11 protein-coding genes and 2 pseudogenes are annotated in these 16,165 nt (G+C 74.6%); 8 read left to right on the top strand and 5 right to left on the bottom strand.

The genetic code is table 11. The annotated features are described in order from the left end of the window. Positions 1 to 148 precede the first annotated feature (148 nt). Positions 149 to 2,423: pseudogene (locus tag ACVW07_RS13135) on the bottom strand (penicillin acylase family protein). Positions 2,424 to 2,587: 164 nt separating this feature from the next. Between ACVW07_RS13135 and ACVW07_RS13130 the strand changes: the two are divergent. The 5 genes and pseudogenes from ACVW07_RS13130 to ACVW07_RS13110 form a co-directional block, all read left to right on the top strand. After that, positions 2,588 to 2,734 (top strand): annotated as a pseudogene (locus tag ACVW07_RS13130) (PIN domain-containing protein); the annotation flags it as partial. A 97-nt stretch (positions 2,735 to 2,831) separates the two neighbouring features. Next, on the top strand, positions 2,832 to 3,740 hold the full coding sequence (locus ACVW07_RS13125) for an A/G-specific adenine glycosylase (protein WP_456819677.1): 909 nt from the start codon (positions 2,832 to 2,834) through the stop codon (positions 3,738 to 3,740). Between the two features lie 163 nt (positions 3,741 to 3,903). Then, positions 3,904 to 4,266, top strand: coding sequence for a cupin domain-containing protein (locus tag ACVW07_RS13120; protein ID WP_456819676.1), 363 nt, complete (start codon positions 3,904 to 3,906; stop codon positions 4,264 to 4,266). A 90-nt stretch (positions 4,267 to 4,356) separates the two neighbouring features. After that, positions 4,357 to 4,905, top strand: coding sequence for an RNA polymerase sigma factor (locus tag ACVW07_RS13115; protein WP_456819675.1), 549 nt, complete (start codon positions 4,357 to 4,359; stop codon positions 4,903 to 4,905). Further along, complete coding sequence (locus tag ACVW07_RS13110; RefSeq protein ID WP_456819674.1) at positions 4,902 to 5,963, top strand: hypothetical protein; 1,062 nt, start codon at positions 4,902 to 4,904, stop codon at positions 5,961 to 5,963. The genes ACVW07_RS13115 and ACVW07_RS13110 overlap by 4 nt, the downstream gene beginning before the upstream one ends. An 18-nt stretch (positions 5,964 to 5,981) precedes the next feature. Here the strand turns inward: ACVW07_RS13110 and ACVW07_RS13105 are convergent, their stop codons facing one another. The 4 genes from ACVW07_RS13105 to ACVW07_RS13090 form a co-directional block, all read right to left on the bottom strand. Continuing rightward, entirely contained in the window at positions 5,982 to 6,485 is a 504-nt protein-coding gene (locus ACVW07_RS13105; RefSeq protein ID WP_456819673.1) for an amino-acid N-acetyltransferase, read from the bottom strand. Positions 6,486 to 6,505: 20 nt separating this feature from the next. Beyond that, positions 6,506 to 8,032: a sodium:solute symporter family protein gene (locus tag ACVW07_RS13100; protein WP_456819672.1), complete on the bottom strand. Its 1,527-nt coding sequence runs from the start codon at positions 8,030 to 8,032 to the stop codon at positions 6,506 to 6,508. A gap of 151 nt (positions 8,033 to 8,183) precedes the next feature. Further along, on the bottom strand, positions 8,184 to 9,530 hold the full coding sequence (locus ACVW07_RS13095; protein WP_456819671.1) for a hypothetical protein: 1,347 nt from the start codon (positions 9,528 to 9,530) through the stop codon (positions 8,184 to 8,186). 226 nt (positions 9,531 to 9,756) lie between these two features. Beyond that, positions 9,757 to 10,401, bottom strand: a complete 645-nt coding sequence (locus tag ACVW07_RS13090) for a TetR/AcrR family transcriptional regulator (protein ID WP_456819670.1) — start codon at positions 10,399 to 10,401, stop codon at positions 9,757 to 9,759. Positions 10,402 to 10,547: 146 nt separating this feature from the next. Here ACVW07_RS13090 and ACVW07_RS13085 point away from each other — a divergent pair, with 146 nt between their 5' ends. The 3 genes from ACVW07_RS13085 to uca are packed head-to-tail and all read left to right on the top strand — an operon-like array spanning position 10,548 to position 15,765. Further along, complete coding sequence (locus ACVW07_RS13085; protein ID WP_456819669.1) at positions 10,548 to 11,441, top strand: urea amidolyase associated protein UAAP1; 894 nt, start codon at positions 10,548 to 10,550, stop codon at positions 11,439 to 11,441. Continuing rightward, a complete protein-coding gene (locus ACVW07_RS13080) occupies positions 11,438 to 12,091 on the top strand; it encodes an urea amidolyase associated protein UAAP2 (protein ID WP_456819668.1) in 654 nt (217 codons plus the stop codon). The genes ACVW07_RS13085 and ACVW07_RS13080 overlap by 4 nt, the downstream gene beginning before the upstream one ends. Next, positions 12,088 to 15,765 carry an urea carboxylase gene (gene uca, locus ACVW07_RS13075; RefSeq protein WP_456819667.1) on the top strand — a complete coding sequence of 1,226 codons (3,678 nt, stop codon included), beginning with the start codon at positions 12,088 to 12,090 and terminating at the stop codon, positions 15,763 to 15,765. Before ACVW07_RS13080 ends, uca begins: the two co-directional genes overlap by 4 nt. Positions 15,766 to 16,165 lie beyond the last annotated feature (400 nt).

Below are 16,165 nucleotides of genomic sequence, written 5' to 3'. Positions count from 1 at the left end.
CACCGTGTCGAGGTCCGCGTCGGGGCCGAGCACCCGGACGCCTAGGGCCCCCGGCCCTCGACCTCGCGGGGGTGCACCACCTGGCCCTGCCACCCGGTGGCCGGCGGGCGGCCGCCTGTCACGCCGGCCCCTTGCACGTCGGCCGCCGTCACGCCGAACCCCGAGCGCCGGGTGCGACGGGCGTCGGCCACGGGTGCGGCCGGAGCAGCTCCCAGCCGGTCACGACCGGCACGGTCCGGGCCGCCGCCCAGTCGCCGAGCTGGTCGGCGAAGTGCGGGCCGGCCGGGTCGCCCGACGCACCGAACGGCACGCCCCAACGGCTCCCCCGGCGGTCGTCGAGGTCCCACACCCAGCGCGCCACCGACCCGCGGAACACGTCACCGCCGAACCAGGGCAGGCCGGTCGTCGAGCGCACGCAGTCGGCGTCGCCCCCGAGGGGGACGCCGGGCACGGCGGGGGCGTCGACCCCGGGCACGGCGTCGAGAACGTGCACGGGCCGCAGCCGATGCACGTCGCCCCAGCGCGCCGGCTCGCGGGTCGAGCCCGTCCGTCCGTCGGCGCTCCCGTCCGTGCCGGCGTGCTCGGCGTCTGCCACCGCTTGGTCCACCGCCAGGGCGGCTTCCTCCCAGGCGGCACGAAGCACCTCGTCGGGGTCGAGCGCGGGCACGTCGAGCAGCCGTGGCAGCGCGTCGGTGACGCGCCCGGCGACGGAGAACCACGGGTCGAACAGCGCGCCGTCGCCGTGCGGCCGGTGCAGCGGCGCGAGGTCGGGATGCGAGGCGAGCCGGGCGACGACGGCCGCCCGCCACCGGGCGAACAGGGCGGCGTCCGGGCTCGCCGCGTCCATCCGCCGGTCCCAGGCGAGCATGCGCGAGCGCGCGTCGTCGGCCGCCGGGGTCAGACCGTCGAGGGCGGCGAGACGGCCGAGCAGGGGCGCCGCGGTCGCCAGATCGGTGTCCGCGTGGATCGTCGTCATGTCCTCGGGCGTGAGCGGCTGCTCGGCACGCGCGGCCAGCAGCTCGGCGATCCGGTCCGCGCGCGAGGACGACGGGTACCCGGTGCCGAGGTCGGGTGAGCGCCCGTCGGGCCGCTCGTTGGCGTCGACGGCCACGTCGGTGACCTCGACGGCGGCGGGCAGCACCTGCCACGCCTCCGGGCGCGCGGCGGCGGACCACGCGTCGAGCGGTAACCGCCGGTCCGCGGACGGACTGGGCCGGCGCACGGCCCGCAGTGAGGCTCAGCACGGTGCCGTCGGTGTCGGCGGCGAGCACCCGGTTGACCGGGTCGACCCACCCGGCGAGTGCCGTCGCGACGTCCCGTGCGGTCCGGGCGCGCAGGAGGGCGGGCAGGCACGCCACCCCGAGGTCGCCGTCGACGCGCGCCGGCATCCGCACGCTGTACGCCGCCCCGGCCCCACGGTCGACGACCACCGGCCCGCGCCGGGTCTCGACGACCTCCACCGTCTCGCCGGGCCCCCCGCGCACCTCGATCCGCTCCACCGACACCTTCGTCGGCTCCCAGCCGTCGGGGCCGAGCGCGCGGACGCCGCCGCCGTCGCGGTGCAGCCGCTCGCGGAATACGTCCACGTGGTGCGCCATGGCGTTGGTGATCCCCCACGCCGCGGTGCCGGTGTGGCCGAAGTGCGCGACCCCCGGCACGCCGGGGAAGGCCAGCCCGACCACGTCGTACTCGGGGCATGCGAGCCGGACCTGCTGGTAGGGGCCGGGGAGCTCGATGACGCGGTGCGGGTCGCCGGCGAGCAGCGGCCGGCCGGACGCGGTGCGGGACCCGTGCAGCGCCCACGCGTTGCTGCCCGCGGTGGGCTCATGCGCGGTCCCGCCCGTCCCGTCGGGCACGAGGACCGACGCGAGGTCGGGTCCGACCGTCCGGAGCACGTGGTCGTGCCACAGCAGCCGCGGGAACGACGAGAACAGCGCGTGCGCGACGTGCAGCACCCCCAGCGGTGCCCACACGGGCCACGGCTCGGCCTCGACGACGTCCCCGAACCGCTCGTCGAGCGCTGTCGTCTCCGGGGTGCCCCCCGACGACGCGAGCCCGTCCCGCACGCCGTCGACGTACGCCGCGACCCAGTCCTGGACGTCGCCGGGCTGCGCGTCGAAGGCCCGTCGGGCCGTGTCGGCGAGCCGGGCACGACGCGCGAACCGGTCCCACTCCACGCCCGCTGCGCCGAGGTGCTCGGCGAGACGGCCCTCGGCCCGCCACCGGCCGACCTGGATCTGCCAGCCGCGGTCGAGCGCCGTGACCCGTCCCTGGGCGCGGGCGAGGGCGAGGTGGCCGGTGGCCCGCACGTGCGGGATGCCCCAGGCGTCGCGGAACAGCTCGGCGCCGTGCTCGTCGGGCAGCGGCGGGCCGAGCGGTTCCGGCGGGGTCGGCCGGTCGTCGCCGCTGCGTGCGGCCGTCATCGGCGCGCGATCGGGTCGGCGATCGTTCCCGCGCGGGTCAGGGAGCCCGGCCGGGACGACCGGAACCACCGGGACGACCACAGCTCGTGCACGACGACGGCTCCCTGACGAGGTGCCTGACTCAGCGCGACCCAACCTACTGAGCTCCGGCAGCCCGTCAACCCCGGCAGCGCACGCTGCGCCACTTCTCCCACCGGGTCCTGCCGGTCGACACCGCGGTCGCGCTCGCCGCGGCGGACCTGCACCTGCCCGACCGCCGCCCGGCGAACGACGCCTACCTCGCGGCCACCGCGATGGTGCACGACCTGGTCCTCGTCACGCGCAAGACCGAGGACTTCGTGGGGCCCGAGCCGGAGCTGGTCAACCCTGGGGCCGCTGAGCCCGCCGAACCTGAGGCAGGATGCTCCGGTGCCGTCCCCCGTTCCTGTCGCCCCCGCGCCGGGCGCGCTCCACGCCCCGGTCCTGGCCTGGTTCGACGAGCACGCGCGCGACCTCCCGTGGCGCGCCCCGGACCGCACCCCGTGGGGTGTCCTGGTCAGCGAGGTGATGCTCCAGCAGACGCCGGTCGTCCGCGTGGAGCCGGCGTGGCGGGCATGGATGCGCACCTGGCCGACCCCGGCCGACCTGGCCGCTGCCTCGACGGGCGACGTGCTGCGCGCCTGGGACCGGCTGGGCTATCCGCGCCGGGCACTGCGGCTCCAGGAGTGCGCCCGCGCGGTCGTGGAGCGGCACGGCGGCTCGGTGCCCGCCTCGACGGCGGACCTGCTCGCGCTGCCCGGCATCGGCGCGTACACGGCGGCCGCCGTGCAGGCGTTCGCGTTCGGCCGCCGGTCGGTGGTGCTCGACACGAACGTCCGCCGCGTCCTGGCCCGCACGGTGGCGGGTGCGGCCCTGCCGGCCCCCTCGCAGACCGTGGCGGAGACGCTGCTCGCCGGCACCTACGTGCCGGACGACGACCTGACGGCCGCCCGCTGGGCCGCCGCCTCGATGGAGCTCGGCGCGCTCGTCTGCACGGCACGCGCACCACGCTGCGACGACTGTCCTGTCGCGGCCCTGTGCACCTGGCGCGCCGCCGGCAGACCGTCGGACGAGCACGCCGCTCGACGGCGCACCCAGACGTGGACCGGGACCGACCGGCAGGTCCGGGGCCGGATCATGGCCCTGCTGCGGGAGGCGACCGGCACGGTCCCGGCCGAGGCGGTCGACGCCGTCTGGCCGGGTACCGCCCAGCGCGAGCGCTGCCTCGACGCCCTGGTCGCGGACGGTCTCGTCGTGCGCGGCGACACCGACCCGCCGACCTACCGCCTGCCGCACTGACCGGCCCGCCGCCGCGATGGCCGCGCCGGTCCCGGGCACCACGTCGAGCTCCAGCGACCCGGCCGCCGCACCGACCCGGTGCCGCCCGGTGCCGCACTGGCCTGGTGCTGCACTGGCCTGGTGCTGCGCTGAGCGCGGGCCTGCGACGAGGGAGGATGCCGGCATGCGCCTCTTCGCGATCCCGTCCCGCACCGTCGACGCGTTCGGCTCGTCCGGCGTGCTGATGGACTTCCTCCCGCCGCTCACCGACGCCGCAACCGCCTCCGTCAACGTGGCGCACGTCGCCGCCGGCGGCACCCTGGGCCGGCACCCGGCGGTCCGCCGTCAGGTGTTCGCGGTCGTCGCCGGGACGGGCGAGGTCCAGGTCGACGAGGAGCCGCGCCGTCCGGTGACCGCCGGGACGCTCGTCGTCTGGGAGCCGGGCGAGACCCACCAGACGTGGGCGACGACGGGCCTCACCGCCGTGGTCGTCGAGACGTCGGGCGCCCTGGACCTGGGGACCTCCTTCCGGGAGCTGCCGCACTGAGAAACTCGTCGGCCTCCGGCCCCAACACGGAGGGCCCCTCGTCCGTCTTGGTGGTGACGGCCCTGTCCTCTCACCATGAAGGAGCGCGGTATGCACCGCTGGTCCCACGTGCTCGACGAGCTCGTGCGCGACCGCGGCCCGGGCCTGCTGCGGTACGGCTACCTGCTCACCGGTTCTGCCGACGACGCCCAGGACCTCGTTCAGGAGGCGATCGTCCGGGTGCTGACCCGCAAGCCTCGGCTCCGGGCGGCCGCGACCCTCGAGTCGTACGTGCGCCGGACGATGCTCACGATCCTCATCGACGACTCGCGCCGCACGCGGCGCTGGCGCGAGGTGCAGCACCTGGTCGCCGCGCCGGCCGTGGCCCCGGACGCGTACACGGGCGCCGACGACCGGGACGCCCTCGACGCGGCGCTCGCGACCCTGAGCCCGCGGCAGCGGGTGTGCGTGGTGCTGCGCTACCTCGAAGGCCTGTCCGGTGCCGAGATCGCCGCGACGCTCGGCATCAGCGAAGGAGCCGTGCGGCGGTACCTGTCCGACGCCCTGGACCGGCTCGGGACGGCGCTCGGTCCGCTCGCCGCGCCGCCACCCGCACCGGACACCGAGGTCGAGCTCGCGGTCGAGAGGAGCCATCGATGACGTACGACCTGCACGAGCACCTCGTCGAGCGCGAGCGGACCGCGCCCGTCGGTCGCCTCGACGTCGCCGCCGTCGCGGCCCGGACCGCCCACCGCCGCACCGCCCGCGTCGCGACGCGGCTCGTCTCCGCCGCCGCCGGGTGCGCGCTGGTGCTCGGGCTCGGGCACGCCGGGTGGACGTCGGTACGCACCGCACCGGCCGGGCCGGACGTGGCACCCGCCCCGACGGCGCCCGCGACCGCGCCTGCCTGCGGCGATCCGCTCCCGGCGGTCGCGGGGAGCACCGCGGGTCTGTCGGCCGTCGCCTTCCCCGAGCTCCCGGGCGCGCCGGGGCCGGACACCGTCACCGTGAACGTGGACCTGCGCGGCCGGTCCGGCGCCACGTTCGACGGGCGCCTGACGCGTCCCGTGCTGTACCTCGCAGCAGACGACCGGATCGTCTCCGCCGCGGCGTCCGACGAGGCGCACCCGGTCCATCTGGCACCGGGCTCGGCGACGATGACGATCGCGACCGCGTCCACGCTGGGCTGCACCGGGGACCGTCTACCGGACGGCACCTACGCCCTGTACACCTACACCACGCTGGTCTCGACGACGGGAACCGTGCAGCCGGTCTTCACCGGCGGCCTGCCCGTCACGATGGTGGACGGCAGCCTCGTCCCGGTGCCCGTGGAGCCGGCGCGGGGCCTGACCACCACCGCGACCGTCGCGGGCAGCGGAGCCGACCGGGGCGTCGACCTCGACATCGCCTGGGACCAGGAGGTGAGGGCAGGCGACACCCTGACGGTCCAGGCGACGGCGGTCGCGCTCGATGCGACCGGCAGAGTGATCGCGACCGGCCCGTTGGCGATCAGCTCCGTCACCGCACCCGACCGGCACCTGCGGCTGCCCGCGCCGGGCGTCGCCGAGCAGCTGGCCGTCGTCGGCACGGGCCAGCCGCTCCCGGCGGGGGAGCACCGCCTGCGCATCCTCGTCTCCGGGTTCGTCGTGAGCGCCGACGGGACGAGGACCGAGGTCGTCGGCGACAGCATCGACGTCGAAGGGCTTGCCCTCGGCTGACTCGTCGTGGCGGGACGGTCAGGTGAGCTCGACGAGCATCCGGGTGTTGCCCAGGGTGTTCGGCTTGACCCGGGCCAGGTCGAGGAACTCCGCCACGCCGTCGTCGTGCGAGCGCAGCAGCTCGGCGTAGACGTCCGGCGTGACGGGTGTCCCCTCGATGACCCCGAACCCGTGCGACGTGAAGAACGCGACCTCGAACGTCAGGCAGAACACCCGACGCAGGCCGAGCGCGCGGGCCCGGTCGAGCAGCGCCTCCAGCAGCAGGTGCCCGACCCGTCGACCCCGGTAGGCGGGGTCGACGGCCAGCGTGCGGATCTCCGCCAGGTCGTCCCACATGACGTGCAGGGCGCCGCATCCCACCACGGTGCCGTCCTCCGCCTCGGCGACGAGGAACTCCTGCACGGCCTCGTAGTAGCCGACCCACTCCTTGGCGAGCAGGATGCGCTGGTCGGCGTAGGGCTGCACGAGCCCGCCGATGGCCCGCACGTCTGCCGGGAGCGCCGGCCGAACCTGGATGGTCATGCGCCTACCGTAATAGTGATTCAGGCGAGGACGGGCACGGTCTCGTCCTCGTCACCCTGCCCCGACGCGCCGGCCGCGGCGGGCGCCACATCGGTGAGCGCCCAGGCCTCCTCGGCCACCGTCCGCGGCCACAGGGCCGCCGCCAGCAGGTACGCGACCAGCGAGGCGGCCGCGGCGTACATCGTCGGCCAGCCGTCGAACGAGGCGGAGACCCACGAGTTCTCGATGTAGAGCACGTCGTTCGGGACGCCGTACATCGTGGGCGTCAGGACGAACAGCGTGAGCCGCACGACGAGCCCGACGGACATCGCCGCGACCGCCGCCCGCGTCCCGCCGCGCTGCCAGAACAGCCCGAGCAGGAACGGCACGACCAGCGCGGCGAGCATGAGGTCGAACGCGAGGGTGAGCAGGATCCCGGTCTGGGCCACCTCGAGCGCGATGGTCACGCCGAACGCCACGATCGGCAGCATCGCCACCCGGGTCCACTTCAGCAGCGGGTCCTTGACCCCCGGCTCGTCGACGATCCGCCGGACCCCGAAGATGTTGCGGACCGCGACGGCGGACGTGGCGAGGATCGCGCCCGACGCCGTCGAGAAGGACGCCGCGACGATGCCCGACAGCACGAGGATCGTCAGGCCGGCCGGGGCGTAGTCGTCGAGCAGCGTGAACAGCACCGGGCCGTCGGCCGGGTCGAGGCCGAGCGTCGTCGCGGCGGTCAGCGCGATCATCCCGTACGCGATGCCGACGAAGGCGGTGCCGGCCGACGCGCTGAAGCACGCCCGGCGGGCGACCTGCGGGCTGCGGGCGGCGAAGATCCGCTGCATGAAGTCGATCGCGACGATGTCACCGATGCCGAGCGCGATGAGCGTCGCCCAGTTGATCGGCGCCCCGGAGCTCGTCGACGTGAGCTGCTCGAAGTCGAACGGACCGGTGCCCGGGGCGACGTGGAACCCGATCGTCGAGCCGACCCACCACAGCATCCCGACGGTCGCGACACCCGTGATGGTGATCTGGATGGCCGCCGTGTACGCGTCGGAGAACATCCCGCCGCCGACCGTGTAGGCCAGCACCAGCACCACGGAGACGACGACGCCGACCCAGTACTCGATGCCGAGGAACTTCTCCAGCAGGAACCCGCAGGCCACGAGGTTGCCGGCCATGAGGATCGCGAACGCGAAGATCATCAGCACCGACGCCCCGACCTCCACCCCTCGGCCGTACCGCACCCGGTAGAAGTCGCCGAGCGTGAAGAGGCCCATCTTGTTCATCGGCTTCGCGAGGAACAGCCCCGTGAGCAGCAGGCAGATGGCGAGGCCGACCGCGAGCGACGCCCCCGCCCAGAACCCGAAGGACGCGGTCAGGTCGGTGTTCCCGACGGTGGCGTTCGAGTCGACGGCAGCGGCCATGAGCGACGCCGCGACGAGCGGCACACCCAGCCTTCTCCCGGCGACGAGATAGTTGGCGCTGTCGCCGTCGACCTTGCGGGCGACGACGATGCCGACGAGGACGACGGCGAGGACGGAGAGCCCGACTCCGGCGATGATCATGGTCGCTCCGGGGTGCTGAGGCCGCTCGGGCGCGGGGGCGCCGGCGGCACGGTTCATCAGGTCAGGACGAGCCGTCGGGGTTTCTGTCGCCCGACAGGTTCATTGACCACCCGGCCTGTGTCCGGCCCGATGCACCCGTGCAACGCCTGTGTTAAATCACCGACCGTCGAGTGCGCGCACACGCCCGCACACGCGAGGGGACGGGGCACCTGACGGAGAAGCTCATGGAACCGGCGATCTGCTGCAGCTCGGCGAGCGCGGTCTCGGGCGTCGAGTCCCACTCGACGTGGTAGGCGCGCGTCCCACCGTCCGAGGTGCTGGCGTCGAGGTCGACGCGGACGCGGTAGCGCCCCTCGTCGTCGGTCCCGATCTCCGCGAGCGCGGATGCGGCGCCCGGGACCAGCAGCCGGTAGTTCTCGAACTCTCGCACGGCGGTCCACCGCACTCCCTCGCCCGGAGCCGCGTACGAACCGGCTCCGTCGATCCGCAGCTCGCGCCCGGGCCCGAGAGTGAACGTCTTCCAGCTCCGCGCCTCGTTCTCGGACTCCTTGGCGAGAACCGCTCCCTCGAGCAGGGTCAGGGACAGGTCGTCGATGGTCGCCACCGGGCCGGCGGCACCCGCCAGCCCGTGCAGCGGGGCGATGGTGCGGACGTCCGGCACCTCTGCACCGACGGTGACGTGGTCGCGCCACTCGATCCCGCTCGCGGCACCCGTCGCCTCGTCGGAGGAGATCGTCGCCGAGAGCCAGTGGACGAGCTCCCACGTCCGCCCGTCCTCCGTCAGGACCGGTTGCCGGTACCTCGCGTCGACCTGGACGTTGATGCCGGAGAACCCGAGCCGGTAGTCGCCGTCGATCGCGCTCATCGTGATCCCTGCGACTTCGAGCTCGTCGAACGACATCCGCGGGACACCCGGTTCGTAGGGCGCCGGCCGCAGCCCCTGGTTCTCGCGCCAGTCCCCCGCATCCGACCAGCCGGTCGTCGTGCCGTCGCCGATCGAGGCCCGGACGTCGTGCGGCGAATCGCCGAAGAGCGCTCCGGTCGCGGCGTCGAGGCCCGCCCAGGCCTCGGGCGAGTCGTCCCACTGCGCCGTCGAGTCGATGAGGTCCTGCACCACGAAGCGCCCCGCGGCGGCCACCGCCGCCCGCACGTAGCCCTCGTCGAACCCTTGGCTCCCGGGCGCCAGGAGCGAGCGGTCCGGACCCGTCGCATCGAAGGCCAGGACGGGTGCGTCATCCCGCAGGCACGTCCGCGTGAAGGTGCCGTAACGGTCGGTCGCCGTCGTGTCGCACGGGACGACGCCCAGGTCGAGGTCGCCCGTGCCGTAGCCCGGCGCGCGGGCCAGGCCGGCGTCCACCAGCTCCGCCGACGTGATCGGCGGTCGTCGCGAGACGGACGGGGACGGGTCGGGTACCTCTGCCCCGCTGTCGTCGTCGGTGCACCCCACGAGGGCGACGACCACGGCGAGCGCGAGAACGGCTGGGCGGACACGTAGCACCGGAGGACCCCCTGGTCGACATCGCGCCGAGGCCGACGCGGCGGTCAACGTACGAAGAACCGACCGAGCGCGAAGCCCGTCATCCACAGGCCCGGCGTCACCGACCGGCCCAGGCGTGCTCCGCCCCCCGACCACCGACGGACGCAGCGCGCGGTGGCGACAGCGCAGGGAGGCGACCGAGCGCACGCCGGCCGGACGACCCGCCGCGGCGGACGAGCGCGCCCCGTCAGACGAGAGCGCCGGCCCCCGTCCGGGCGGCGGCGATCCGTCTCTCGTCGCACCCGAGCAGCCGCAGCACGCCGTCGGCGACCGCGTCCGCGACGGCGACCGGGTCCAGCGACGCCGTGTCCCGCCGCCGCAGGATCACCGACTCGACGAGCCCCAGCACGAGCGGCCCCCGTTCGGCGCCCGTCCCGTCGGGAGCCACGGCCGACGCGAGCTCGTCGTACCGCGTGCGCAGCCGGTCCCGCTGCGCGTGGAACTCGGCGAACTGCTCGCCGGCGACCTCGGGCAGCACGTACAGCACCCCGAGGTTCAGCGGCCCGGTGGTGAGCAGCCGGACATCGGCGTGCGCGAGGGCCCACAGGCGCGCGTCGGCGGGCTCCGGGGCGGCCGCGAGCGCGTCGGCGAGCTCGACGGACGGACGGACGGTGCCCAGCAGCAGCTCCAGCAGGAGGGCGTCCTTGCCGGCGAAGTGGTGGTAGATCGACGCCTGCCGCACACCCGCCCGCTCGGCCACGGACCGGGTGCTGGTCGATGTGAAACCGACGGTGCAGAACAGCGCGGCGGCGGCGTCCAGCACGTCCTGGCGCGTGTCGCGCTCACCGTGCGGGTCGCCGCTCGCGCGGGGTCGACCGGGTCTGCGAGCCATGGCCCGCCGAACGTATCACCGCCGATGAGGCGTCCCGAGCCTGCACGTAACGAGAGGTTTACCTGCCGGTGACAGGGCCGGAACCGCCCGTCGGCACGCTGTTTCTGTCAGACGACAGAAATGTCGCGCACAGACCAGGAGCGGACATGACCACGACGACCAGCGCGACCACCGGCACGGCGGCCCCCGGCACGGCGACCACGGGCACGGCGACCACTGCCGGTGCGAAGGCCCACGCCCGCGCGCAGGAGGCCGACCACCGCGGCCGTGTCCTCGCGATGCCGACGGTCCCTGCGAGCGCCTGGCCGCACCCCCCGGAGGGTGTCGAGCGGCGGGACCTCGTGCACGCCGAGGTCGTCCCGGGCGGCGGGTACACGCAGCTCGTCGTGGCCCGCGGTACGCACGTCCGCCTCACCGACGTGGCCGGCGACGCCTGCGCGCACCTGCTGGCCTACCGCGCGGACCGCCCGTGGGAGCGGCTCAACGTCGCGGACACGGTCAAGGTGCAGTGGCAGGTGTACCTGACGTCGGGGCACCTGCTGCTCTCGGACGCCGGCCGGGTGCTCGCCTCGGTCGTCGGGGACACGTCCGGCCGCCAGGACGCGCTGTACGGCACGACGACGCGGGCCCGCAACGAGCAGCGCTACGGCGACGGGTCGCCGCAGGGCGGGTCGCCGGCGGGCCGCGAGCTGTTCGCCGTCGCCGCCGCGAAGCACGGCCTGGCCCGACGCGACCTCCCGCCGAGCATCTCGTTCTTCCAGGGCGTCCGGATCGACGCCGACGGGCACCCGGTGTTCGAGGGGTCGGCAGGCGCGGGCCGGGCGCTCACGATCCGAGCCGAGGCGCCGCTGATCCTGCTCGTCGCCAACACGGCCCACCCGCTCGACCCCCGCCCGGAGTTCACCAGCACGCCGCTCGAGGTCGTCGCATGGAAGGGCCGCCCCGCCGACGAGTCCGACCCGCTGTGGACCGCCACACCCGAGGGCCGCCGTGCCTTCGCCAACACCGTCGCCGACCTGACCGCCCGGGGGATCGCATGACCACCGACCTGACCACCGCCGTCGCACCGGCAGTCGACCCGGCCGTCCCGCACGTGCTCCTCGACGAGGTCGTCCCGGCCCGTGCCCCCTGGTCGGCCGTGATCGCCGCCGGCGACACCCTGACGATCGTCGACCTGGGCGGCAACCAGGCCGTCGACTTCCTCGTCTACGACGCGCACGACACCACGCTGCGCTACAGCGCCCCCGACACGATCCAGGCGCAGGACTCGATCTTCCTCACCACGGGCTCGGTGCTCCGCGACTGCGAGCACGGCCCGCTCATGACGGTCACGGCCGACGAGTGCGGCCGCCACGACACCCTCGGCGGCGCGTGCTCCAAGGAGTCGAACACGCTCCGGTACGGCCACCACACGGCCGCCCAGCACGCGTGCGCGGAGAACTTCCTCGCCGAGGGCGGGCGCCACGGGCTCGGCAAGCGGGACCTCGTCTCGAACATCAACTGGTACATGAACGTGCCGGTCGACCCCGACGGGGCGCTCGGCATCGTCGACGGCATCTCCGCGCCCGGCCTGTCGGTCAGCCTGCGGGCCGAGCGCGACGTGCTCGTCGTCGTCTCCAACTGCCCCCAGGTCAACAACCCGTGCAACGGCTTCGACCCGACTCCCGTCCGGATGGTGGTGACCCGATGACGTTCGACACCCTGCTCGTCGCGAACCGCGGTGAGATCGCCGTCCGCATCCTGCGGACCGCCCGCGACCTGGGTCTGCGCACGGTCGCGGTCTACTCCGACGCCGATGCGGGCGCCCCGCACGTGCACGACGCCGACACGGCCGTCCGCCTCGGCCCGGCCCCGGCGAACCAGTCGTACCTGCGCGCCGACGCGATCATCGAGGCGGCCCTGGCCACCGGTGCGGGCGCGGTCCACCCCGGCTACGGCTTCCTCTCGGAGAACGCCGGGTTCGCCCGCGCGGCCGAGGCGGCGGGCGTCGCGTTCGTCGGCCCGACGCCCGAGCAGCTCGAGCTGTTCGGCTCCAAGCACACCGCCCGGGAGGCGGCCAGGGCCGTGGGGATGCCCATGCTCACGGGCACCGGCCTGCTGGACACGCTCGACGACGCGCTCCTCGAGGCGGACGGCATCGGCTACCCGGTGATGCTCAAGGCCACCGCGGGCGGCGGCGGCATCGGCATGCGCGCCTGCCACTCCCCCGACGAGCTGACCGCCGCGTGGGAGGCCGTCCGCCGCACGGCGGGTGCGGCGTTCGGGTCGGCCGGGGTCTACCTGGAGCGGCTCATCACCGCCGCGCGGCACGTCGAGGTCCAGGTGTTCGGCGACGGGCTCGGCCGGGTCGTCACGCTGGGCGACCGGGACTGCTCGCTGCAGCGCCGCCACCAGAAGGTCGTCGAGGAGGCACCGGCACCGGCCCTGCCCGACGAGGTCCGCGAGCACATCGCGTCCGCAGCCCGGGACCTCGCCGCCTCGGTCGCGTACCGCTCGGCGGGCACCGTCGAGTACGTGTACGACGCCGAGCGTCAGGAGGCGGCGTTCCTCGAGGTCAACACCCGCCTGCAGGTGGAGCACCCGGTCACCGAGGCCGTGTTCGGTGTGGACCTGGTGGCCTGGATGATCCGGCTGGCGCAGGGCGACACGTCGGTCGTCGACACCCCGCTGGTCGCGCGCGGCGCCGCCGTGGAGGCCCGCGTCTACGCGGAGAACCCGGACCGCGACCACCTCCCGTCGGCGGGCACGATCACGGCCTTCGAGACCGCAGCGGGCGCCCGCGTCGACACCTGGATCGCCCCCGGCATCGAGGTCTCGACCCACTACGACCCGCTCCTGGCGAAGGTCGTCACGGCCGGAGCCGACCGTGACGAGGCCTGGCGCGCCCTCGACGACGCCCTCGCGCAGACCCGCGTCGACGGCATCGCCACCAACCTCGGCCTCCTGCGCACGATCGTGCGCACGCCGGAGGTCGCCGAGGCCCTGCACCACACCGGCACGCTCGCGCACCTGCGGGACGAGTCCCCGCGCGTCGAGGTCGTCCGACCCGGGATGCTCACCGCCGTCCAGGACTGGCCCGGCCGCACTGGCCTGTGGCACGTCGGCATCCCGCCGTCGGGCCCGATGGACGACCTCTCCTTCCGGCTCGGCAACCGCGCGCTGGGCAACCCGGAGGGCGCTCCCGGCCTGGAGTGCACGATGGCCGGCCCGGAGCTCCGGTTCGTCACGGGAGCGACGGTGATGGTGACCGGCGCCCCGACCCCGGTGACCCTGGACGGCGCGCCCGTGCCGCAGTGGGAGCCGGTCGAGGTGCCCCGGGGTGGCGTGCTGGCGATCGGCACGCCCACCGCCGGGATGCGCACCTACCTGCTGGTCCGCGGCGGCCTCGACGTGCCGCGCGTGCTCGGCTCGGCGGCGACGTTCGACCTCGGGAAGATCGGCGGTGCGACGGGTGTCCCGCTGCGGCCCGGCGACCTGCTCGCTCTCGGCGGCGCGACGACCGTGAGCGGCGACACGGCGACCAGCGGCCGCAGCTCCGGCCCGACCACGGGCCCGACCACCGGGCCGGCCCGGCCTGTGCCCCTGGCCACCGGCCACGCCCGGCCCGTGCCCGTGCCCGTCGCCGAGCGCCCCACCATCACCGGCTCCTGGCTCGTCGGCGCCCTGGAGGGCCCGCACGCCGCGCCGGAGTTCTTCACGCCCGACGACGTCGCCGAGTTCTACCAGGCCACCTGGTCGGTGCACTTCAACTCGGCCCGCACGGGCGTCCGCCTCGTCGGCCCGAAGCCGACGTGGGCCCGCTCCGACGGCGGCGAGGCCGGTCTGCACCCGTCGAACATCCACGACACCCCGTACGCGGTCGGCGCGGTCGACTACACGGGCGACCTGCCGATCCTCCTGGGTCCGGACGGCCCGAGCCTCGGCGGCTTCACCTGCCCCGCGACCGTCGCGCTCGGCCAGCTATGGAAGCTCGGCCAGCTCCGCCCGGGCGACGAGGTCCGCTTCGTGCCCGTCGACGAGCCGCAGGCCGACGCGCTGCGCCGCAGCCCCACGGCCACCCCGGTCCCGAGCCGCACGGCGCACGACGACGGCGGCATCCTCGCTCGTCGGGAGAGCGACACGCTCGTCACCTACCGCCGCAGCGGCGACGACAACCTGCTGGTCGAGTACGGCGAGATGCGCCTCGACCTGGCCTCCCGGATGCGCGTGCACGCCCTGGCCGAGGCGGTGCAGCAGCGCGTGGACCACGACGGGCTGCGCGGCGTCGTCGACCTCACGCCCGGCATCCGCTCCCTGCAGTTGCACGTCGACCCCGACGCGCTCCCCCTGCGTCGCGCGCTGGACCTCGTGCAGGAGCTCGAGCAGACCCTCCCGTCGACCACCGACCTCGTGGTGCCGTCCCGCACCGTGCACCTCCCGCTGTCCTGGGACGACCCGGCCACCCGCGAGGCCATCGAGCGGTACATGGCGGGCGTGCGCGACGACGCCCCGTGGTGCCCGTGGAACATCGAGTTCATCCGCCGCATCAACGGGCTCTCGTCCGTGGACGACGTGTACCGGACCGTGTTCGACGCGTCGTACCTGGTCATGGGCCTGGGTGACGTCTACCTCGGCGCACCGGTCGCCACACCGCTGGACCCCCGGCACCGGCTCGTCACCACCAAGTACAACCCCGCCCGCACGTGGACCCCGCAGAACGCGGTCGGCATCGGCGGCGCCTACCTGTGCATCTACGGCATGGAAGGACCGGGCGGGTACCAGTTCGTCGGCCGCACCATCCAGGTGTGGGACACGCACGCCCGGCACCGGCCGTTCGAGCCGGGCACCCCGTGGCTGCTCCGGTTCTTCGACGTGATCCGCTGGCACCCCGTCGGCGCGGACGAGCTGCTCGACATGCGGGCCGACATGGCCGCCGGACGCCTCGACGTCCGCATCGACGACGGCACCTTCTCCCTCGCCGAGCACGAGCGGTTCCTCGCCGCCAACGCGTCCTCGATCGCCGACTTCCAGCGGCAGCAGTCGACGGCGTTCGGCGCCGAGCGGTCCGCCTGGGAGGCGGCCGGCGAGTTCGACCGCCGCGACCCCGAGCCCGTGCTCGCGGCGGCCGGCACCGACGTCCCCGACGGATGCGAGGGCGTCGAGGCACCCTTCGTCGCGACAGTGTTCCGGATCGACGTCCGCCCCGGCGACGTCGTGGAGCCCGGCCAGCAGCTCCTCGCCCTGGAGGCCATGAAGATGGAGGCCCCGGTCACGGCGACGGTCGGCGGCACCGTCCTGGACATCGTGGTCACCCCAGGCGACCAGGTGGGCCCGGGCCAGGTCCTCGTCATCGTCCAGCCGGAGGCGATCGCCACCGCGGCCTGAGTGTCCCGCCCGCCGGGAACGGCACTTCGGGTGGTCGATCGCGGCCAGGCACCGCCAGGGCGCGGCTTGTCACCGCCGACAGGCGACGGCTGCCGCTGCACCACGGGTGCGAGCCCGACCGACGTCCTGGCCGACCTCACGAGCACCACCCATGACCCGCGCCCGGTGGGTGCAGCCAACAGTCCCGCCGGACTCACGTACGTGTGATCTGGGGGTGGCTGCACGGATAGGTGACACCGACGCCTATCCGTGCAGCAGCCGCTTGACGGAGCTGAAGCGCCGCGTATGGCCTACGCCGTACCGCAAGGGACGATCCGACACACGCACTCGCCGTTTCTGCACGCGCAGTAGTAGCAGCGGGTGCCCTCGATAGGTTGATTCGGCCGAACAGAAGCGCCTG

It is taken from the genome of Cellulomonas sp. URHB0016, from assembly GCF_054057935.1.
The sequence above is the reverse complement of the archived record's forward strand: the minus strand, read 5'-3'. Positions and strand labels throughout refer to the sequence as shown.